General features: G+C 61.9%; 20 protein-coding genes. 10 read left to right on the forward strand and 10 right to left on the reverse strand.

Annotation, left to right across the window (positions count from 1 at the left end; genetic code table 11):
* A partial coding sequence (locus tag ACZ3J7_RS26795) for an HNH endonuclease signature motif containing protein (protein ID WP_353799012.1) occupies positions 1-312 on the forward strand: 312 nt, incomplete at its 5' end.
* Between the two features lie 92 nt (positions 313-404).
* Here the strand turns inward: ACZ3J7_RS26795 and ACZ3J7_RS26800 are convergent.
* The 5 genes from ACZ3J7_RS26800 to ACZ3J7_RS26820 all read right to left on the reverse strand — a co-directional run bounded on the left by ACZ3J7_RS26800 (position 405) and on the right by ACZ3J7_RS26820 (position 7,591).
* Positions 405-1,694, reverse strand: coding sequence for a PucR family transcriptional regulator (locus ACZ3J7_RS26800; RefSeq protein ID WP_124568158.1), 1,290 nt, complete (start codon positions 1,692-1,694; stop codon positions 405-407).
* Positions 1,695-1,729: 35 nt separating this feature from the next.
* On the reverse strand, positions 1,730-3,163 hold the full coding sequence (locus tag ACZ3J7_RS26805; protein ID WP_298781903.1) for a phytoene desaturase family protein: 1,434 nt from the start codon (positions 3,161-3,163) through the stop codon (positions 1,730-1,732).
* Positions 3,160-5,007: a DUF3556 domain-containing protein gene (locus ACZ3J7_RS26810; RefSeq protein WP_298781900.1), complete on the reverse strand. Its 1,848-nt coding sequence runs from the start codon at positions 5,005-5,007 to the stop codon at positions 3,160-3,162. The genes ACZ3J7_RS26805 and ACZ3J7_RS26810 overlap by 4 nt, the downstream gene beginning before the upstream one ends.
* 85 nt (positions 5,008-5,092) lie before the next feature.
* Positions 5,093-6,565, reverse strand: coding sequence for a class I adenylate-forming enzyme family protein (locus ACZ3J7_RS26815; RefSeq protein ID WP_298781897.1), 1,473 nt, complete (start codon positions 6,563-6,565; stop codon positions 5,093-5,095).
* 132 nt (positions 6,566-6,697) lie between these two features.
* On the reverse strand, positions 6,698-7,591 hold the full coding sequence (locus ACZ3J7_RS26820; protein WP_298781894.1) for a LysR family transcriptional regulator ArgP: 894 nt from the start codon (positions 7,589-7,591) through the stop codon (positions 6,698-6,700).
* Between the two features lie 75 nt (positions 7,592-7,666).
* Between ACZ3J7_RS26820 and ACZ3J7_RS26825 the strand changes: the two genes are divergently transcribed.
* The 3 genes from ACZ3J7_RS26825 (at position 7,667) to ACZ3J7_RS26835 (ending at position 10,126) form a co-directional block, all read left to right on the forward strand.
* Positions 7,667-8,287 carry a LysE/ArgO family amino acid transporter gene (locus ACZ3J7_RS26825; RefSeq protein WP_235170550.1) on the forward strand — a complete coding sequence of 207 codons (621 nt, stop codon included), beginning with the start codon at positions 7,667-7,669 and terminating at the stop codon, positions 8,285-8,287.
* 115 nt (positions 8,288-8,402) lie between these two features.
* A complete protein-coding gene (locus ACZ3J7_RS26830; protein ID WP_298781889.1) occupies positions 8,403-9,725 on the forward strand; it encodes a ClC family H(+)/Cl(-) exchange transporter in 1,323 nt (440 codons plus the stop codon).
* Positions 9,722-10,126, forward strand: coding sequence for a nuclear transport factor 2 family protein (locus ACZ3J7_RS26835; RefSeq protein WP_465625516.1), 405 nt, complete (start codon positions 9,722-9,724; stop codon positions 10,124-10,126). Before ACZ3J7_RS26830 ends, ACZ3J7_RS26835 begins: the two co-directional genes overlap by 4 nt.
* 30 nt (positions 10,127-10,156) lie before the next feature.
* Here ACZ3J7_RS26835 and ACZ3J7_RS26840 read toward each other — a convergent pair whose 3' ends face one another.
* From ACZ3J7_RS26840 to ACZ3J7_RS26850, 3 genes are all read right to left on the reverse strand, one after another.
* Positions 10,157-11,344 (reverse strand): 4-hydroxybenzoate 3-monooxygenase, encoded by a 1,188-nt coding sequence (locus ACZ3J7_RS26840; protein ID WP_298781885.1) that lies wholly within the window; start codon positions 11,342-11,344, stop codon positions 10,157-10,159.
* Positions 11,345-11,443: 99 nt separating this feature from the next.
* On the reverse strand, positions 11,444-12,196 hold the full coding sequence (locus ACZ3J7_RS26845) for an IclR family transcriptional regulator (protein WP_095972373.1): 753 nt from the start codon (positions 12,194-12,196) through the stop codon (positions 11,444-11,446).
* A gap of 79 nt (positions 12,197-12,275) precedes the next feature.
* Positions 12,276-13,580, reverse strand: a complete 1,305-nt coding sequence (locus ACZ3J7_RS26850; RefSeq protein ID WP_465625518.1) for an NAD(P)/FAD-dependent oxidoreductase — start codon at positions 13,578-13,580, stop codon at positions 12,276-12,278.
* A 186-nt stretch (positions 13,581-13,766) separates the two neighbouring features.
* Between ACZ3J7_RS26850 and ACZ3J7_RS26855 the strand changes: the two genes are divergently transcribed.
* The 5 genes from ACZ3J7_RS26855 (at position 13,767) to ACZ3J7_RS26875 (ending at position 18,930) form a co-directional block, all read left to right on the forward strand.
* On the forward strand, positions 13,767-14,657 hold the full coding sequence (locus ACZ3J7_RS26855) for a LysR family transcriptional regulator (RefSeq protein WP_095972371.1): 891 nt from the start codon (positions 13,767-13,769) through the stop codon (positions 14,655-14,657).
* 92 nt (positions 14,658-14,749) lie between these two features.
* Positions 14,750-16,213, forward strand: coding sequence for a benzaldehyde dehydrogenase (locus tag ACZ3J7_RS26860; protein WP_298781879.1), 1,464 nt, complete (start codon positions 14,750-14,752; stop codon positions 16,211-16,213).
* A 250-nt stretch (positions 16,214-16,463) separates the two neighbouring features.
* Positions 16,464-17,873: an MFS transporter gene (locus tag ACZ3J7_RS26865; protein ID WP_465625567.1), complete on the forward strand. Its 1,410-nt coding sequence runs from the start codon at positions 16,464-16,466 to the stop codon at positions 17,871-17,873.
* 45 nt (positions 17,874-17,918) lie between these two features.
* On the forward strand, positions 17,919-18,266 hold the full coding sequence (locus ACZ3J7_RS26870) for a hypothetical protein (protein WP_235170555.1): 348 nt from the start codon (positions 17,919-17,921) through the stop codon (positions 18,264-18,266).
* 10 nt (positions 18,267-18,276) lie between these two features.
* The gene (locus ACZ3J7_RS26875) at positions 18,277-18,930 is read left to right on the forward strand and encodes a Dabb family protein (protein WP_465625519.1); all 654 of its coding nucleotides are present in this window, start codon (positions 18,277-18,279) and stop codon (positions 18,928-18,930) included.
* On the opposite strand, the gene ACZ3J7_RS26880 is transcribed toward ACZ3J7_RS26875, so the two are convergent.
* A complete protein-coding gene (locus tag ACZ3J7_RS26880) occupies positions 18,913-19,842 on the reverse strand; it encodes an alpha/beta hydrolase (RefSeq protein WP_298781865.1) in 930 nt (309 codons plus the stop codon). The two genes, ACZ3J7_RS26875 and ACZ3J7_RS26880, sit on opposite strands and share 18 nt — an antisense overlap.
* 175 nt (positions 19,843-20,017) lie before the next feature.
* Positions 20,018-21,103 (reverse strand): TerC family protein, encoded by a 1,086-nt coding sequence (locus ACZ3J7_RS26885; RefSeq protein ID WP_166809843.1) that lies wholly within the window; start codon positions 21,101-21,103, stop codon positions 20,018-20,020.
* 225 nt (positions 21,104-21,328) lie between these two features.
* On the opposite strand from ACZ3J7_RS26885, the gene ACZ3J7_RS26890 reads away from it, so the two are divergent.
* A complete protein-coding gene (locus ACZ3J7_RS26890; RefSeq protein WP_298781861.1) occupies positions 21,329-21,676 on the forward strand; it encodes a hypothetical protein in 348 nt (115 codons plus the stop codon).
* The last annotated feature ends 1 nt before the right edge of the window (position 21,677 follow it).

Here is a 21,677-nt window from a genome sequence, read left to right on the forward strand (position 1 = left end):
CGGTTGCTCACCGCCGAACAACGCGTCGCGCTGATCGCGAGAGATAAAGGCTGTGCGTTCCCCGGATGCACGTGTGTGCCCGCCTGGACCGATGCACACCATATCCGGCACTGGGCCAACGGCGGCCCGACCGTGATGAACAACCTCGTCCTGCTGTGCCGTTCACATCACCGGCTGATGCACCGCAAATCCGGGTTCGTCGGCAAATGGGAAATCCGGATCGGCGTCGACAACAAACCCTGGTTCATCCCACCGCCCTCGATCGACCCGCAGCGGCACCCGCGGCCGGCGAACACCACATTCACAACCTGAGGACGAACCTCAGGCACAACAGAACACGGCCAGGCTCCGCATCGGACATCAAAACCCGATACGGAGCCCAGAGGCCGTGGAGCGTCCACAACTCACGACGTTCGGGCGGGGCGCAAGACCGATCTGCCCAACAACTCACAAACCTGCAGGGCCAGAGCGAGATCCAACTTGTCTCGGCCCGCAGCGACCGGATCGCCGAGCGCCTTGTTGATGCGATACTTCACCGTATTCCGGTGCAGATTCATATGATTGGCAGTGTGCAGATGGCTTTCTCCGTGGGCGAAGTACACACTCAACGTCGTCCTCAAGGACGCAGCAGAAGGCGTATCGTCCGCCAACGGGCCTAGCACCTCCCAGACCCATGACTTCGTAGAATCGATGTTCTCCGACAGAAGCGAAACCACGGCGACGCCGCGGTCCCCGAAACTCACCACGGGTCGCTGTGGCGTATCCGGGACGGCAGCAACTGAATAGGCGGCAGTGGCTTGTTCGTGAGATCGTTTGAAACCGTCGACCCCCGACCCCGGCAGTCCGATGGCCACCCGCGCTCCACCGTCCAACGGCACTGCGGCCGCGAGAACGTCCGCATCCGGCGCTGGAATCCGGCGACCGAAGGGCAGCCACGCCCACACCGTGCGTCGATCGATGGCGGTGATGATCGGCGGCTTGTCCGCTCCCGCCGCTGCGCCGAGATCACGTACGAGTCGATCCAGCGTGTTGATGCCCATGACGTCCGCATCCCACGTCGACCAGACCACCAAGGCGACGTGGTTTTGACCAAGGCGGTATCCGGTCTCCGCTTCGAAAGCAGCGGTATCTGCGTTGGTACCGGACAGAAGGGCATGGATCGCGGCCGAATGGAGGTTTCCCTGCGCTGCCATCCATCGACTGCGCTCCCGCTCGTACGCGTCGAAGACGTAGAGCGTGATCCAGTCGATGTAGCTGTAGACCACGTCCGAAGTGTGTTTCAGGACAGCCAAAGTCAGTCGCGCCGGAATATCCAGTGTGCTGATCTCGTCGTGACAGATCCGCATCAGATCGCCTTGGCCCATGTGATAGGCCCGAACGAGAGAGTTGGACGGAACGTCTCGCTGCGCCAGACGCAAAGCGTATTCAACTGCGGCAGTAGTCGGTTGGAGATGATCGATCGGAATGTCGTTGGCCAATACGTGGATGATCGTCGTGATGTTTCCCTGCACGCTGGCCTCGAGCATTTCGAGCAATTTGGCGTCTGCATCCAATTGGTCGATTTCGTGAGCCATCATGAAGGCCATCTCACGCGCGATATCGGCGCTGCGCTCGTCGAGTCGTCGCGCCAACTCGGCAACCACGGCAAGCACTTCCGGCTCTGCAGCTGCAGGCACTCGGGCGAGACGCCGCATTGCTCCGGCGCCTCGCTCCTTGTGCGATGGACTACTCACAGAACCTCTGCACCCTTCCGCCGCAGGTACTTCAGTGCCGATTCTGCCGCGTTGTACCCGCACATTCCATGTGCTCCGGCACCCGGCGGGGTCGAGGCCGAGCACAGGTAAGTGCCCTCGATCCCAGTGCTGTACGGATCGACTGCGACGCGCGGACGCAAGACAACCTGCAGTTCGGTGTTCGCACCTCCGATGATGTCGCCTCCTACCTGATTCGGATTGTCTTGTGCCAGATCAGCTGTACCACTGCTCGACGTCGCGACGATCTGATCCCGGAATCCTGGCGCAAACCTCTCGATCTGACGAATGACCGCCTCCGTCGCGTCGCCGCTGTAGCCGTGAGGCACGTGCGCATAGGCGTACAACGGATGGACGTTCCCGGCCGAGCGGGTGGGATCAGCCAGGTATTGCTGACCGAGGAGCACGAACGGTCGGTCCGGCATACGGCCTGAATTCGTCTCACGCTCAGCTGCCACGATTTCGTCGAAACCACCTGCCAGATGGACAGTTCCGGCCCGAGCGCAATCCTGATTGGTCCACGGTACATGACCTTCGATCGCAAAATCGACCTTGAATGCTCCGGGAGCCTGCTTGAACTTTCGATAGGCCTTCGCCACTCGGCCCGGGAGTCGATCGCCCAGGATTTCGAGCGCACCCCCCGGATTGACATCCAGCAGAACAACATCGGCGTCAGGAATCTCGGAGGCCGTACGTATCCGAACGCCGGTGTCGATCTTGCCGCCGTGATCGAGGAGCATCGCGGCCATGGCGTCGGTGATCGAACGCGAACCTCCCTCGGCAACCGGCCAACCGTAGCGGTGACCAGCCGCGGTGATCATCAATCCCACCGCCGATGTAGCCGGACGGTTGAGCGGATAGAAGGCGTGCGCGGCAACCCCGCCGAAGAGAGCCTTTCCTTTGTCGGTCTTCCACAACTTCGCGGTCACCGTAGCCGGAAGCAGCGCTCGCGGACCGAAAGCCGCAAGCCGCAGCGGATGGCGTGGAACGTTGACGATCGGACGCATCAGGTCGGACGCCAGAGCGTCGAACCCCGTCGACAAATCCTCGAACATGCGTTGCCATCGGGGTCCGTCCGCGCCGAGTCCCGCCGCCGTCTGCTCCAGCGAGCGGTACAGAACGCCGGCATCGCCGTTGTCGAGCGGATGCGCACAGTCCACCTCTGCCCAGCGCCAGATCAGCCCGTACCGCTCGAGGTCCAGTTTGGACAGGTACGGCGAGCCGATACCCATCGGGTGAAACGCCGAGCAGTGATCGTGGATCAACCCCGGCACGTCGAGCGGACCGGATCGGGTGCCTCCGCCGATCTGGTCGGCGGCCTCGAGTACCTGCACGTCAACACCACTACGTGCAAGGTGTACCGCGGCAGCGAGCCCATTGGGCCCGCTGCCGACGACTACGGCCTTTGTCACTTACTCACCTCTTGCTCGCTACCGCTGACCCTCGTACGCATCTTCGGCTCGGAGACAACCTGCGGATCTGTTGCCGCGCGGTCGGCCCGTACGTCCAGTGTCCACTGAACGTCGAACGGAATGGGCCCGTTCGGCAACCATGGCTGTTCGGCGACTGCGTCGGCGACCTTGAAAGTACCCCGTTCGATGACACCGAGAGCCGCATCGATCACCTGGTACTCCTGTGTTCCCTTGTGGATGGGCTGCGATTCGATCCAGGTCACCAGGAACTCACCGGGTGCGAAATTGCAGCGACGCTGAATAGCGGCGATCAGTTTCACGTCGTGCAAGTGGCCGTCACCGAAGTTGAATGCGACGATGGAGTTGCACATGAACTCGGCTTCGCGCAGCGAATACGTGTTGATGTCGTCGCCGAGGTGTCTGATCATCAGAGAGAACAGCGCACGCCCTTGGCTGTGCATGGAACGCCAGCCCAACAGCTGATGCAGAACGACGTCGGACACGTCCTCGGGGTACATCGTCATCAACTGATTGCGCGTATCCGGCGACGGACGCTTGATGTACTGGTCGATCTTGGCTTCGGCGCCCGGAGCGAATGCCCACGTCGCGGATGCCCAGTTGCCGGCGTACTGACGCATCGACGGCAGGAAGGACACCAGATCTGGTCGGAGGTTTCCGAGGATCGGGAAGAAGGCAAGGGCTGCAATGATTCCCGCGGTGATCCACGGAGAGGACATAGCGCCGAGGCCGTAGCCGTCCCACGCAGGGAAGCCCAGGAACAGGAAGACCGAGGCGTAGGCGAACAGAAGATTCCATTCGAGCGGAACGGCCAACGGGAAGGTCGACGCGATGAACAGGTGGAATCCGACCATGAGGATCACGGCAAGAATGGTGAGAGTCTTGTTCGTCGAGAACAGCAGTATCAACGGGGTGACGATTTCGACCATCGTTCCGGCCACGTGTGCGACGCCGCCGCCCAGGTGCGAGGGCCGAAGATCTTCCGGGAAGTTCCGGTAATGCGCGCGCTTGATCTTCTTCGACGGGATCCACGGTGTATTGCTGAGCATCGGGGGAACCACCAGCGAGAAATGGCGACCGAACTTCGAGACACCGGCTCCGATCCACACCATGACGATCAGCAGTTTGAGCGCCAGGATCATGTCGACGAAAGGCAGGAACGTGAAGAAGAAGATTGCCGGCAGGTACTGCTCGCTACGTGCAGCGATGAAGGGCACCTTGTCACGCAACCCGAGAATCACCATGAGCACCAGGAAGGAGTACAAGACCGTCGGACGTACGAGTCCGGCACTGTCAGCGAAGGCCGAATCGAGTCCTGTGGTGTGAACTCCCGGAAGAACCGCGGCAACAAGTAGATTGGCGACTGCGGCGACATAGATGAAAACGTCGAACACCGAGCGGGAGTCACCCGAGGTGAGCGGCACTTTGCCCGGCCACGGTGGCAGGCGAATCGTGCCGGGGCGAATCCAGTAGAGAACTCCACCGGTCATCGGCTTGAAGTGGCCGGCGAGCGGTCCCCAGGATCCTGCCAAGCCCAGCATCTCGAGCATCATCGTCCAGATGATGAGTTTCTGGTAGACGATCGGCTGGTTCCACCACGAACCGACGTCGAACCACGAGAGGCCGGAAGTCAAAGTGGCAACGGCTGTTCCAGCTGCCAGGTAGAGGAACAACAATTTCATGATGTAGACGGTGTGGACCATTTTCGGCGTACCGAAGCCGTAATCCACCCAGTGCGTGGACATGTCACGCAGACGCTCGAGAAACGGCTTGTCCATGAACGTTGCCGGATCGACGGGAGGGAAGTTTCCTTCTTTGAATCCCATGATGTGCTCCTGAAATACGGAATGTGGGCATGACGGATCGACTCGACGGACGTCGTCGAGTTGTGCTGGTACTACGGGGAAGTGACTAGTGAGCGGGAGTTGCGCTCAACGCTCGTCTCATTCCGGGTTTGTCGATCTTGCCCACCGGGTTTCGGGGAAGCGCATCGACGACGTAGATCGCCACTGGCACCTTTACTCGGGTGAGCAAGGCCGTGACATGTTCGAGCAGTTCGTCTTCGGTGACGGGTGCATCGGGGTAGGCAACGACATAGGCAACTGGCACCTCTCCGTAGACCTGGTGCGGAGCGCCGATGACGGCGGCCTCGAGCACGGAAGGATGTGTAGCGAGCGAGTTTTCGATCTCCTTCGGGTAGATGTTCTCTCCCCCACGGATGATCATGTCCTTGATGCGGTCGACGAGGGTCAGGTAGCCGTCCTCGTCGAGGACTCCGACGTCACCGGTGTACAACCAACCGTCCCTGACCGCCTTCGCGGTCTCGTCCGGCTTGCCGAGGTAGCCACGCATCACGTTGTCGCCCTTGATGACCACCTCTCCGGCAGTACCGACGGGAGCAAAGGTTCCGTCCTCGGCAAGAATGGCAATCTGCTGGCCCGGCAACGCCGGTCCGACCGTACCGAGTTTGCGCACGCCGTCCACAGGATTGCAGGCCGAAGCGCAAGTCCCCTCGGTAAGTCCGTAACCCTCCACGATCACGAAACCGAAGCGCTGCTCCGCGCGGTCGAGGAGTTCCTTGCTGATCGGCGCCGCACCGCACACGGCAAACCTCAAGGATGACGTGTCGATGGAGGAGTCTTCCGGCTGTGAGGTCAGCATCGCGTAGATTGCCGGCACTGCCGAGAAATACGTGGGGCGAAGCCTCGCAACGTCGTCGAAGAATCTCGAAACCGAGAACTTCCCGGTGACACTGACCTGTCCGCCGACAAGCAAGGGCGTCAAGACGCTGACGCAGATCGCGTTGACGTGGAACAGCGGCAGAATCAACAGACAGTGATCCGCGCCCGTGACTCCGATGTTCTTGCCCATCGACGAAGCCATGAACTGCAGGTTGGCGTGCGTGAGCATCACTCCCTTGGGCCGTCCGGTGGAGCCGCTGGTGTAGATGAGGAGAGCCAGATCGTCTGCTGCAACATCGATTCCGGGCCGAGGGTCCGTCGGCGGCGCTGTCGCAAGATCGTCGACGACCAACACCGCACGGCCACCCGAGGGCGCGTCGGCAGTGGCGGTGATGACCAACTCGGCCCCGGAGTCCGCGATCTGGTAATCCGCTTCGTTCGCGGTGAACATCGGATTGATGGGGGTAGCGGCAGCACCGATACGCCAGGCGGCCATGATCGCGATCAGCAACTCGACGCGATTGGGCAGCATGACCGCCACCACGTCGCCGAGTCCGATTCCGAGTCCGGCCAATTGCGCAGCAACAGCTTCCGTGCGATCTGCGAACTCCTCATACGTGAGTTCGACGTGGTCGTCCCGCAGGCACGGCTTCTTCCCGTACTTCTCTGCAAGATCCCAAGCCAGATATCCGATGTCCGCCACGAGAGTCAGCACCTTTCATTCGTGTGTGACTCAAAACACTATCGGCGTCCTGTGGCCGAAGAAACGGTCCCAGGGGATCAACTTATCCAGGTTCTTTGTTCCCCGAGCACAACACGGCAGGTGCGGTGCTCATCAGCTCGAGGGCTGATGCAACACCTCGTGGGCGCGGCGGGTCACCACCTCGGAGATCCGGCGCAAGACCGGTGACGACAGTTTCCACTGCTGCCAGTACAGCGGAACGTCGTCCACGAAGTCCGGATCGAATCCGATCAGCACCCCGGATCGATCGTCGTCGCCGCGCTGCAGGTCCGGTATCAATCCCCAGCCGTATCCCCGCCTGACGGCGTCCGCGAAGTCTGCCGATGACGGAACAAGATGGCGAGGCGGATCTGCCGGGTGGCCGATCTTTTGATCGAGGTACCGATCCTGCAGCAGATCCTTGCGATTGAACACAACCAGCGGTGCCTCCGAAAGGGATTCGGCCGTAACACCATCTGCGAACCAACGACGGCAGAACTCTGCGCTCGCCATCGGCCGATACCGCATGATGCCCAACCGACTGGAGGTACACCCTTGAATCGGTGACGCGACAGACGTGACGGCAGCCATGACCGAACCGTCGCGTAGCAGTTCGGTGGTGTGGTCTTGATCGTCGAGATGAAAATCGAAACTGACTTCTTGCGTGAACTCCGCGAGGGCCCCGAGAACCCACGTGGACAGCGAATCGGCATTGACCGCGATCGAGACGCGGGCGAAGCTGTTCGAACCGTTTTCCAAACCGAGTTCTCGCACGGTGTCACGCGACAGGGCGTCTATCTGACGGGCAAGCCGCAGGACTTCTCTCCCTGAATCTGTGACCTGGATGGGTTTGGTGCGCTGCACCAGGATCCGGCCAACCGAGGTCTCGAGAGATTTGATTCGTTGACTGACCGCCGAAGGCGTGATGTGTAACTTCCGCGCCGCCGCCTCGAAGGTTCCCTCGTCGACCGCAGCGTGCAATGCCCTCAACTGCTCGAAATCCAACATAATCTGAAGCTACTCTGATGCATCCTAAGAATCATTAGCTGGACTGATTGAAATCTGAGCGGCAGGCTCGACACCATGCTCAGCACCAACGACCCTGCGTCGGCCCTCGTCGGTTTCGGGGTCGGACTGTCCTTGATCGTCGCAATCGGCGCCCAGAATGCGTTTGTTCTTCGCCAAGGCCTGACTCGATCGCATCTACTCCCGATCGTCGCAGTGTGCGCGTTGTCAGACGCAATTCTGATTCTTGCAGGCATCAGCGGAATCGGGACCCTCCTCGAACACGCACCGTCGCTGATCACGTTCGTTCGTATCGCCGGCGCCGTTTTCCTCCTGAGCTATGCGATCTTCGCCGCCAAACGGGCGCTTCGACCCCAGACGTTGGCACCGGATCAACATGGAAACGGGTCGAGGCTTACCGCCGTCACGATGGCATTGGCCCTCACCTGGCTCAATCCACACGTGTACCTGGACACCGTGGTGCTCATGGGTTCAATTGCCAACGGTCGCGGCGAAATCGGACGTTGGTGGTTTGCGGCCGGTGCCATCACGGCAAGTGTGGTCTGGTTCGGCGCCCTCGGTTACGGCGCACGTCTACTCACGCCGCTCTTTGCGAAACCCAACGCCTGGCGGATTCTCGATGCTCTGATCGCCCTGATGATGGCAGTTCTCGGAATCAGCCTGCTTATCGAATTGTGACTCGGCCGCACAACCTCGATCCGACACTGCGGGTAGCGGGATGGGTTACCGTCCAACGTGAGGGAGGCTCAATTCACCTGTCGAGAGTTGTGACCATCAGGTAGGGCTGATCACGATGACCGAGGACGATGTCGGCACCGAACCGCGCGACTCCAACCGCGGACTGGGATTGCTGTGTCTACTCGCTGCGGTCGCCGGTGTCGGGGTCGGATTTGTCGGCGGCGCGTTCCGTTGGTGCCTGATCAGGGCCGACGAACTCCGTCGGACGATCGTCGACTGGGCGCATCACGTTCCGTACGTCGGGTGGCTCGTGCCGGTACTCCTGGTGGCCCTGTGCACCGTGCTTGCCGTACTGATCGTCAGACGAGTTCCCCTCGCGAAGGGAAGCGGTATCCAGCATGTCGAGGCGGTGTCCCGTGGCGAAGCGAAACCTCCGGGTATCAATCTCGTGCCTGCAAGATTCATCGGCGGTCTCTTGGCGATCGGCTCCGGTCTGGTTCTCGGCCGTGAAGGCCCCACCGTCCACATGGGCGCGGCGATCGGTGCAGAAGCGGGACGACGGGCCCGCCTTTCCGAACCGGATGTCGCCATGTTGCAAACATCCGCGGCCGGAGCAGGACTCGCTGTCGCATTCAACGCGCCGATCGCCGGCGCACTGTTCGTCTGCGAGGAAGTGACGCACTCGTTCCGGCTACGCACCGTGCTGCCAACGCTTTTCGGTGTTTCGGTCGCGGTGGGCTGTGCACGAATCGTCATCGGCGATCAGCCTGATTTCGAGGTCGGCACCGTGCCCACACCTCAACTCGCACTACTGCCGCTGTTCGTCGTCTTCGGAATACTGACGGGGTTGCTGGGCATCGCGTACAACCGCTTGATTCTGGGACTACTCGACGTCGTAGCGCGACTCGACAGGATCCCGCCGACCGTCATCGCCGCAACGATCGGCGCGGTCATCGGCCTGACGCTGTTCCTCGACCCGCTGGCCAGTGGAGGCGGCGACGTCCTTGCACAGATGATCGTCGGCGGAAGGACCTTCGTTCTGCCGATTCTGCTGCTGTACTTGGTGGTTCGGTTCTTCACCGGCCCGCTGTCGTACGCCGCCGGGACTCCCGGTGGACTGTTCGCTCCTCTACTCGCACTCGGTGCACTCTGGGGGTCGATCTTCACCGGGCTGTCGAGCTTCGTGCCCGGAGTGGACGCCGGACTCACGATCACCATGGCTACCGTCGGCATGGCTGCCTTCTTCGGCGCCGTAGTACGCGCTCCGTTCACCGGAATCGTGATCGTGGTCGAGATGACTGCGGTGACGTCGACGCTGGTTCCGATGCTCGCGGCCACTGCAGCAGCGGTTTTCGTAGCCACCTTGGCAGGTTCGGCTCCTATCTACGACAGCCTTCGAGAACGAATGTTGGGAACTCGACGTCCACCTCTGCGATGATCACGATCGACATCGTCCCCGACATGTGTGTACGCAGAGGAGCATTCATGACCCCAGGAACCGACGTCGGGGAGGTCCTCGCCCTGGAGCGGGAATTGCAAACTGTCGAATGCAGGCGCAGCAGTGCACGTGTACTTGCATTGCTTGCCGAGGACTTCGTCGAGATAGGCGCGTCGGGTAGCGTCTGGAATGTCGCGTCCACAGTTGAATCACTGCGGAACGAACCCATAGACGAGGGCATCGAAGTTCATAATCTGACCGGTCGAATCATCGACGACGGCTACGTCCTCACCCAGTGGGATTCAGTCCGAGGTAGGCGTCGCGCGCGGCGAACATCTTTGTGGCGTCGAACACCGATCGGATGGCAATTGGTACATCATCAAGGCACCCCGCTCCCCTGATTTCATCCAACTCGACCTGCGAACACCCCTCTACGCCAAGGGCGTTCCGACGTAGTTCTCGGCGATCAACGTTCGCCCGGCGACCGAACGCGTGACCATGTCCAGTTCGGCCAGCTGACGGCGATGCCCGAAACCGGTGTCGTCTGGCAAGCGATGGAGCATCGACGACATCCACCACGAAAAGTGCTGCGTCCGCCACACGCGCGGCAACACCGTTTCGGTATACCGGTCCAACATCTTTCGGTCGGACGAGGTGAAGAATTTGTCCATGGCGTTCGACAGCGCGTAGACGTCGGCGATCGCGAGATTCATACCCTTCGCGCCGGTCGGCGGCACGGTGTGCGCCGCATCGCCTGCAAGAAACAGGTTGCCGTGCTGCATCGGCTCGCACACGAAGCTGCGGAACTGGAGGATCGACTTCTGAAAGATCTTGCCGTCCTTGATCTCCGCCCCCTCACCGTCGACGCGCATGTGCAGCTCGTCCCAGATCCGATCGTCGGACCAGTTGTCCACGGAGTCGTTCGGATCGACCTGGAGGTAGTGACGCTGCACCTGGGGTGTCCGCGTGCTGATCAGCGCAAAGCCACGCTCGTGGTTGGCGTAGATCAATTCTTCCGATGACGGCGGCGCCTCGGCCAGGATGCCGAACCATGCAAAGGGGTACTGCCGGAAATGATCCGTGCGGATCGACGGTTCGGGAATCAGCTTTCGCGTTTCGGTACGTGATCCGTCGCAACCGGCCACCAGGGCGCACTCGAGCTTCTGCTCGGCTCCGTCCGAGTCGACGAAAGTAATACTCGGGCGATCCGATTCGTGATCGTGTACTTGTGCGCCGGACACTCCGAATCGAATGTCCCCGCCGTCAGCGAGGCGTCGCGCAATCAGATCCTTGAGCACCTCGTGTTGCGGATACACCGTGACTGCGCGCCCGTCGGTCAGTTCGTCGAAGGCGATGCGGTGCCCTCGCCCACCGAATCGCAACTCGATTCCGTGATGTTCGAGGCCCTCCCGCTTCAGTCGGTCACCGAGTCCTGTCTCGACCATGAGATCAACGGTGTTCTGTTCGAGCACACCGGCACGAATGGTGCCCTCTACCTCTTCGCGAGTGCGGCATTCCAGGACTACCGAATCGATTCCCTTCAGATGCAACAGATGCGAGAGCATCAACCCGGCGGGACCACCACCGACGATTCCGACCTGGGTGCGCGAAGAAGACATACAGTGAACTCCTGAGGTGAGTGACGATTGAGACCACCCTCGACCACGACCACTCCTCTGAACAGCTGCAATTTCACTCAGTGAAAGACCGAATACGAGCTATCCAAGTCCGCCGCCGCCAAGCCCGCGTGATATTCCACGGGCGGCCGCGACCAAAGCCGGCAGTAAAGGGGCCGGATCCTGCTCCACCGGAACAACTGTCGAGACCGCGGCGACGACATTGCCGCCGGATTCGCGGACCGGAGCGGCAACAGCAAGGGTCCCGACGTTCAGATACTCACGACAGACCACGAATCCGGTGCGTCTGATCTCGTCGAGAGTTGCTCGCAAGATTCGCTCGGAAGTAATGGTTTTGGGAGTGAACGACTCGAGACCGGCACGGAGGACGTCGTCGAGAAGCTCGGTTCCGCCGTGTGCGAGGAGAATCAATCCACCGCTCGACGCGTGCAGCGGCAATCTTCCGCCGGCGCGACCTACAACGGTGACAGCGCTACGCGAGGACAAGCGCTCGAGGTACAGAGCCTCGGTACCTTCACGAACGACCAACTGCACGTTCTCTCGGGTGACTTCGTAGAGGTCTTCGAGAAACGGCAACGCCACCTGCCTGAGCCCATGTGCCCCGGGCGCAAGAGCGCCGATCTCCCACAACCGCACTCCCACCTGGTACTTGCCGTCACTCCGACGCTCGAGTGCGCCCTCAGCCACCAACTGCCCACACAGTCGATGGACGGTGGGCAGTGGCAGATCGGTGCGACGACTGATCTCCGATTGCGTCAACCGCGGCGACGTCGCGTCGAAGGCACCGAGCACGATGAATGCCCGGCCGATCAACGAACGGTCGCCTGATGCCATTCACACAGTGTGACAGGGCAGTGCCACCAAGAATCCACTGTGACTGACATCAGGCGAAACGTGTTCAGGCGGTGCGGAGCTACGCGGAGTGCGCCAATTCCGGTTCGCGTTCGACCGCCGGCGGCGCGGCCTCGATCTTCATCGGCTCCTGCGCGTAGTGGAAGTGCGGACGACGGTGCCCGATGAACGAACCGAACCACGACATCACAGCGACGTACCGGTTGCGGAAGCCCACCAGATACATCACGTGGACGGCCAACCACATGAACCAGGCGATCGTGCCCTTGAACTCGACCTTGCGGACGCGACACACAGCGCTGAATCGGCTGATGATCGACATGCTGCCCTTGTCGAAGTACTTGAAAGGCGTTCCGGCCTTGACCTTTCCGTTCACGATCTTCGCGGCGTGACGGCCACCCTGCATCGCGACGGGCGACTGACCCGGCAGACCGTTCAGCGACGTCATGTCACCGATGGCAAAGACGTTGGCGAATCCGCCGACAGTCAAGTCCGGATTGATGAGCAGACGACCCGCGCGGTCGGTGTCACAACCGGTTGCCTCGCCGAGCACCGCGGCGAAGTCGTTGGCGCGAACACCGGCCGACCAGATGACGGTCTCGGCGTCGATGCGCTTCTCTTCCTTGGTCTTTGCCGAGGACACGGTGACACCGTGCTCGTCGATGGCGGTGACCATGGTGTTGAGGACAACCTCGACACCCGACTTCTCGAGCGAAGCCTGCGTGTACTCACTGAGCTTTCCACCGAAGGCCGGAAGGGCGACGCCGGCGCCTTCGACCATGGTGACCGTGACCTCGTCGGCGCTGATGTTGTTGATGGACTTGGCGAAGTAGCGACGCGCCAGTTCCTTGATCTGTCCGGCGAGCTCGACGCCGGTTGCGCCGGCACCGACGACAACGAAGCTGAGCAGGTTGCGACGAACCAGCGCGTCGTTGGTGGTGTGGGCCTCTTCGAAGCAACGCAGGATCTGCTTACGCAGGACCTCGGCATCCTCGACGGTCTTGAGCTTGTAGGTGACCTTCTCGAACTCGTCATGACCGAAGTACGCCTGCGTGGCACCGGTGGCTGCGATGAGCGAGCGGTACCCGAGCGTATGGCGGGTACCCGAGGCTTCGTAGACGACGGTGTTCTCTTCGGCGTTGACCTCGACGACGCGGCCGAGCCGGACGTCGGCGTTGGGGTACTTCTGCAGGATCGTGCGGATGGGCGGAGCCACCTCGCCTGCCGACAGAACACCCGTCGCCACCTGGTAGAGCAGCGGCTGGAAGAGGTGCTCGGTGGTGGCGGAGATGAGAACGAACGGCGTCTTGGACTTCGCGAGAGTCTTGGCCGCGGCGAGGGCTCCGAAGCCCGAACCGACGATCACTACCTGAGTCTTCTCGTGTCCAGTCGCGTCGATGTCGGCGCGACCCGCAGCTGTTCTATCCACAACAAACTCCTCAACCAAATTGAAAGTATGACTATTACGGTATGGACTGATCATGGGTCGGGTCCAGCTAGCTGGAGTATTCGCAAGACTGTTATCTCGATTGCTCATAAGTAAGCTGTCTTCATGGACTTCCGCCAACTCAAGTACTTCCTCGTCGTGAGCGAGGAACTGAGCTTCAGTCGCGCCGCCGAGCGCTGCTTCATCTCGCAGTCGGCGATCAGCCATCAGGTTGCACGGCTGGAGAAGGAGCTCGGGGCGACGCTCTTCGAACGCTCGACCCGAGCCGTCCGCCTGGCCCCGGCAGGATCGCGTCTGGTGCCCATCGCGCAGCAAGTCCTCAGCCTCGAAACGATGGCGTACTCGGTCGCCCGCGACCCGCGCGCCCGGATCCGGATCACCGGAAACATGAGCTTCGCCGCTCAGACGCTGGACGCCATCGCACACGTGCGCGAACGTCACCCCGACCTGGACGTCGAGTTCGTCATCAAGAGTTTTGCCCACCGCATGGACGCCGTGGCCTCCGGCGACGCGGACATCGCACTGATTCGCGGCGGCGTCGACCGCCCGGGGCTCGAACCACTGGACCTCGGCGTCGAGGACCTGCTGGTCGTCATGTCGAGCCGGCACCCCCTCGCCGGCCAGCAGAGCGTCGACCTCAACGACCTGGCTGCCTATCCCCTGCTCCTGCCGCCGCGCCAAAGCCAGGTGCTCATTCACAAGGTGGTCGAGGACGCGTTCCGCGAGATCGATCGACGCGTACAACTTGGCCCGGCAATTCCGAGCGATCACACCGCCACGCTGGACGTGATCACCAACCCTCGCGCCTGGACCCTGCTGTATTCGATCACCGCCGGCGAATCTCCACGCGCCGGAATCAGCTTCATGCGAGAATCGCACGGCCGCTTGCGAATTCCCGTCTCGGGGGTGACCCGCAGCGGCGCTACTCACTCCACCGAGTTCGCCGATCTGATTCAAGCACTCAAGGACGCCATGAACCCGTCTTTCACTGAGTGAAAGTGTGATGGCGGTCAGCCTCCTCACCGAGCAACGTGGTGGGCAACCATGTGATGCGGCGGGCAGTTGCATCCCTTTATCGAGGAGCGGCCATGACGAGTTTGCTGAACGAACCGGTGTGGGAATCGAAGATCTTCGACGGCGAATGGGTCCCGGGCAGCGCCGAAGATCGTTTGGTCGTCGAGCCGGCCACCGGCAAGCAGTTGACGACGGTCGGCATGGCAACTCCCGAAGACGTGGCCGCCGCTGCAACAAAAGCTACTGCAGCTCAGAAAGATTGGGCGGCACGCCCCTACACCGAACGGGCCGCCGTTCTACGCCGGGCCGGTCAACTGTTCGAGCAGTACGCCGACGAAATCGGCGAATGGGTGATCCGCGAGGCGGGCAGCATCCCCGCCAAGGCCGGGCTGGAAACACATACCGCAGCCGAAGAGTGCTACAACGCTTCGGCATTGGCCGCACACCCCGTCGGTGAGGTACTGCGCTCGGAGCAACCTCGGCTGAGCTTCTCTCGTCGCGTGCCCGTCGGAACCGTCGGCGTCATCGCACCGTTCAACTTCCCGATCATCCTGTCGATTCGTGCAGTCGCTCCCGCACTGGCACTGGGTAATTCGGTAATCCTCAAGCCTGATCCGCGGACGGCGATCTGTGGCGGCGTGGTTCTTGCCCGCATCTTCGAAGAAGCCGGCTTGCCCGCCGGAGTGTTCAGCATGCTCCCGGGTGGCGCTGACGCCGGTGAGGCGCTCGTGGTTCATCCGAGCGTTCGCGTCATCGCATTCACCGGGTCGACACGCGCAGGACGCGCTGTCGGCGAACTGGCAGGTCGCCACCTCAAGCGCGCGCACCTGGAACTCGGCGGCAACAACGCGCTGATCGTCATGGATGACGTCGATCTCGAAAAAGCCGCATCTGTCGGCGCTTTCGGCTCGTTCATGCACCAGGGACAGATCTGCATGACCACCGGCCGTCAACTGGTGCACGAAAGTATTGCCGCCGACTACACCGCACTCCTTGCCGAACACGCCGACAAGCTTCCGGTAGGTGACCCGTTCACCGGTCAGGTGGCACTCGGTCCCATCATCGACGCCAAGCAACGCGACCACATCCACTCGCTGGTCACCGGAAGCATCGCGGCCGGAGCGAAACTGGCTGCCGGTGGCACCTACGAGGATCTCTTCTACCGGCCCACCGTGCTGGCCGACACCCCGCTCACCGCGCCGGCCTTCGCCGACGAGGTCTTCGGGCCGGTCGCGCCGGTGACCTCGTTCGCCACCGTCGAACAAGCCGTCGCCATAGCCAACGATTCCGAGTACGGATTGTCGCTGGGCATTCTCACCTCCGATGCCATGCGCGGACTCGAGCTCGCTCAACAGATCCCCACCGGCCTGGTACACATCAACGACCAGACTGTCGGCGACGAAGCCGTCATCCCGTTCGGCGGCATGGCGTCTTCGGGTAACGGTGGCCGCGTCGGCGGCATCGGCGCAAACCTCGATGCCTTCACCGAAACACAGTGGGTGACCGCGCAGAGCGCACTCCCGGTCTACCCCTTCTAGTCCGAGACTCACCGAACTGGCCCGAACTACACCAAGCACGCTTCAGGGGCTCACTGACCAGCATTGACGGGATCGATCTCGCGGACTTACCATCCAGAGAAAATTACTTCGCCACATTAAGCATTTTCTCTTGTAATTCCCGAGAAGGACCCCCTTGACGAATTCAGTGACGACCGACAGTGCTGCGCAGCCAACCGTCTGCGACACCCCGGATACATCAGTCGTAGTATCACCGCGCCGCGAGGCCGTCATCATCGCGGCCCTCAGCCTGGCCGCGATGATCGTCTCGATGATGCAGACGTTGCCCGTTCCGATTTTGGGACGCATTCAGTCCGATCTGGGCGCATCCTCGGCCGGTATCAGCTGGGTGACCACGGCGACCCTGCTGTCGGCGGCCGTCTTCACTCCCCTGCTCGGCCGCTACGGTGATCAGCACGGCAAGAAGCGCACGCTGGTGGGCGTTCTGATCGTCATGGTGATCGGTTCTGTCGTCGCCGCGGTGGCACACAATCTGCCGCTACTCGTTCTCGGACGCGTCCTGCAAGGAACGGCCACCGCCATCTTCCCGCTGGCTCTGTCGGTACTGCGCGAAGAGGTCCGCCCACACAAGCTTCCCGGCGCGATGGCCTTGGTCAGCGGAACCCTTGCCTTCGGCAGCGGCCTCGCCCTCGTGGCCACCGGGCTGCTCACATCGGCTCCGGATGCCGACTACCGCAACGCCTTCTGGATGGCGACCGGATTCGCGTTGCTTGCCCTCGTCGCGGTCATCACGCTGGTGCCCGCAACCAAACACAAGAGCGGCGGCCGCGTCGACGTCATCGGTGCACTGAGCCTGGGCGCTGCACTCCTTCTACTCCTGTTGTCGATTTCTCAAGGCCACCAATGGGGTTGGTTCTCACCCTTGACCATCGGTGTTTTCCTTGCCTCGATCGTGATGTTCGCAGTGTGGGTCTGGATCGAGAAGATCGTCGACGAACCGCTGGTCGACATGCGGATGTTCGTCCACCGGCCCGTGATGATGGCGAACCTGGCCGGTGTCATGGTGGGCTTCGGGATGTTCGCCAACTTTCTCGGCATCTCCTACCTCGTGCAACTTCCGCGCTCTCTCACGGGATACGGATTCGACGCGAGCATTCTGCGCGCGTCGGTGGAATTCCTCCTGCCGGGAGCGATTGCCTCGCTGATCGCCGCACCGATCGCTGGGCGCCTCATCAGAGTGCGCGGACCACGCTTCGTTCTGGGACTCACCGCGATCTGTGGTGCGGTCCCGTTCGCCTGGCTCGCATACGACCACACGCATACCGCGTCCGTCATCGGTGCGGGCATCGTGATCGGCGCCGCCGTCAGCCTGGGTTACGCGGCCATGCCCGCGATCATCATGTCGAGTGTTCCGCATCGGCAGAGTGGAATAGCCAACGGAATCAACTCGATCTCCCGTTCCACCGGTAGCGCCATGGGCAGTGCCGTGGTGACCACGATTCTCGCCTCGATGACCATCGCCAACCTGCCCGAGGGCACACCCACGTTGCCCAGCGAGTCCGCCTTCACCGTCACGTTCGTCACCGCCGCAGTGGCCTTCGCCCTCGTCGGTTTGGTCGGCTGGCTGGGTCTGCGCCCCGTACCGTCCCCGGCCACCTCGGAACAATCTCCCGCTGCGTGAGATCGAAAGTACCGCAGAGACTTAAGCGCACCGTAGCCTGCGCAGATGGCAGGTGAGACGCTCTACGTGGTCGATCGGATAGTCACGAAACCCGGGTGCGGGAAGAAGTTCGTCGACGAATGGCGCACGGGCTACCTGCCCAACGCCGGCCGTCGAAACCTGACTCTCGACAATGTACTTGTCAGTCCGCCGCTGTGGTCCGAGGACGAGTCGAACGTCGTGACGATCACGTGGGCCGTCGAGGGTACCGCCGGTTGGTGGGCGATGACGCGTTCCAGTCGAGGCGACTCCGCCCTCGGACAATGGTGGGACGCAATGAATCCGCTCATTGCCGAACGAACGCGCACCATGGCTGCCACTGCCGATGACGTCGAGAGTCTTGCCGATGTATAACGTCACACGGGTGGTCTTCACTGCCGATGACACAGAATCGGACGGCTGGGCCGATGCGATGAACACCATTGCAGCAGCGGCGGAATCGTCGGGCGCAGTTCGCCATCTCGTCACCGCCACACTGCCCGGCGTCATCAACGGCGGAGATCTGATCGTGCATCTCCAGTTCGAGGACGAAGCTGCGTGGCAGGCCTCTCGAGGTGCCGTTGACGCCGGGCTTCACCACGCCGCCGTCGGACAAGTTCACGGCGCCGAGTACACGTCCGGGACCGCAGGTCGCTCGCGCGCCACCGGGCCGAACGGGGTGTACCGGGCGCTGCTGATCCGCGTCGCGCCCGATACTCCCGAGGACACGATCGAACGCTTCGAAAGCGACTTGCTGAAGATGCCCGGTCATATCTCCTCGATCGCGGCCTGGCGACTCAGTCGAGTGAGTGCGGCGACGGACGAGTGCCACGCATCCGACGAAGCACCGTGGACCCACGTGTGGGAGCAGGAATTCACCGACCTCGCGTCACTGCAGACCCAGTACCTCGACCATCCGATCCACTGGGGCGTCGTTGATCGATGGTTCGACCCCGAATGCACCGAAGTCATTGCGCGGGACAGGGTCTGCCACACCTTCGGCAAACTGGGCGACGAAGTCCTACCGAGCGGCGGCTGACGCCTCACGGATCATCGCCCAGGCTTTCCGGCGTGCCGGTTCTGTGAGTGACAACGACGGAATGGTGAGGAATCCGTGAAACAGCCCGTCGAAGCGATGATGCTGCACAGGGACGCCGGCCGAGGCAAGCAGTTTCGCGTACTCGTCGCCGGACGAGCACGGCGGGTCCAGCTCGGCTGTCAGAACGACGGCCGCTGGTAGATCCGCGAATGACTCTGCCCGAGTGGGTATCACCCGCGCGTCATCTCGGCGTTCGGGGGCATACTGGTCCCAGTACCACTTCATGGCCGTAGTCGTGTTGTAGTGATCGGTCCCGTAACGGCGGTAGGACTCGGTGTCGAAATCGTCGTCGATCACGGGATAGATGAGAACTTGCGCCGCGACCGCCGGGCCTCCACGATCGCGGGCTGCGATCGCAACTGTCGCAGCAAGATTGCCACCCGCACTGTCGCCGGCAAGCACGATCCGGTTCGGGTCTGCGCCGTACTCTTGCGCGTGCTTCGCCGCCCACTCCAATGCGACATAGACGTCGTCGTGTGCTGCCGGCGCGGGATGCTCAGGGGCCAGACGATAGTCGACGGAGACCACCACAGCGCCGACACCTTCCGCCATGGATCGGCAGAATTCGTCATGGCTGTCCAGGTCACAGAACACGAAGCCTCCGCCATGAGCGAAGACGACCAGCGGCACAGCGTCGGAGGACGTGTGCGGGCGGTAGACGCGGATCGACAGATCTCCCCCGGGTCCGTCGATTGCGAGATCTTCGACAGCACGCATATCGGGAAGCCGTTCCAGCGGGGCTCGTCGATTTCGAAGCAGAGCGCGCAGCTCCGACGGCTCGAAGCTGGTGACGTCCGGGAAAGCAGCGTTGAGCGTGGCCAGCATCGTGATGACTTCCGCGTGAATTGTCATGTGCACTCCTGATCTCGGACGTCGGGCATCCGCCAAGGTAGATCGCCTGCGGTCGAGTGAGAACACACCTTCCCGATCAGTGGTCTGTTTGGCCGCGAGAAGACGCGAGAAACGAAAAGGGAGACCACACCTCGTTGTGTGGTCTCCCTTTCGATTCGGTTCAGCCGATCAGGCGTCAGCCCCTAGTGCGAGCATCGACCTTGTCGTCATCGTCGTCGCGCTCACCGGCCGCGAGCTCGATTCCCGATTTCTCGCCGTCGGCGTCAGTGCCCGCCTTCTCGAGTTCCACCGGTGTGTCACCGGACGCAACCTCTTCGGCGTCAGGTTCCTCCGGTAGTGGTTTCTTGAGGCTCAGGATGATCGAGCCCGCCAACACCACGATGATCACTGCGAGGCTGACCAGCGAGGGGATCTCGGGGATCGACGTGCTGATCACCTTGTGGCTGGCCTGCATGATCAGCTTCACGCCGATGAAGGCGAGAATGATCGACAGACCCTTGGACAGGTAGTGGAACTTCTCGAGCAGACCCGAGAGCAGGAAGTACAGGGCACGCAGACCCAGGATCGCAAACGCGTTGCTGGAGTACACGATGAACGGATCGTCACTCACTGCGAGCACTGCCGGGACACTGTCGACTGCGAACACGAGGTCGGCGGCCTCGATGGCGACGACGACGGCGAACAGCGGTGTTGCGACGCGCTTTCCGGCTTCCTTGACGAAGAACTTGGTTCCTGCGTATTCCTCGCGGACCGGCATGATCTTGCGCAGCAGGCGAACTGCCAGCGAGGTTCCCGGATCGAAGCTCTCGTCGTCGTCCTTGAGCAGCTTGTAAGCGCTGTAGAGCAGGATGGCGGCGAAGACGAACAGTACGGCCGTGAACTTGCTGACCACTGCAACGCCCGCGGCGAGGAAGATACCGCGGAAGATCAGGGCGCCGATGACACCGAAGAACAACACGCGGTGCTGGTACTCACGGGGCACCTTGAAGTATCCGAAGATCAGGGCGAACACGAAGAGGTTGTCGACGGACAGACTCTTCTCCAACAGCCAGGCTGTTGTGAATTCGACGCCCGAGTTCACCCCCAAGGTCAGGGTGACGACCACCGCGAACACGAGAGACAAACCGACCCAGAGCGCACTCCACCAGGCCGCTTCCTTGAAGCCGATGACGTGCGCGCCGCGGTGGGCGAGCAGGTCGATGAGCAACATGACGACGATGACTGCGGCGAACGCGGCCCACGCCCACATGGGAACGTTCATCGCTGACCACCTACCCGAATGGCACTGATGACTGCGGTCACGGGGAGCTCCTTCACTGAGTTCGGACGGCCGTCTCGCCGTCTTCTCCAGTGTTCCTTGCCGACTTATCTCCATCCCGGTCGAAATATCGACGACTTTTGACCATAAAGTTGCCGAAACTCGGCAGTTTGGGCGGTTTGCAGCCGAAACCACTCTTGGAGGGCATCTTGTTCTAGCCTGGCAAGCATGAGCACCTCGTTGTACTACTCCGCCGTCCGCACCACACCGCTGACCGACGACGAGAAGGCCGAAGTCGACCGACTCATCGCCGTTCACAACGAAGAATTTCCGTTCGACGCCGAGGTCCTCGACCTCTACCCGTCGGATATCCCCGACACTCTGCTCAACGGTTCGACGAAGATCTCGAGCGATCCGACCGAGGTGATCCCTTCGCTCGTCTACTGGTTCAACGCTCTGACCGAACTCCGGCGAGCGGTGCCTGACGCCGACTGGGACGTTTCACTCGACGACACCCCCGCCGATTGGGATGACAACTCCGGCTACTCGCTCCCCGGGCTCGACGACATGCAGTAGC

It is taken from the genome of Kitasatospora sp. NPDC015121, assembly GCF_055562955.1.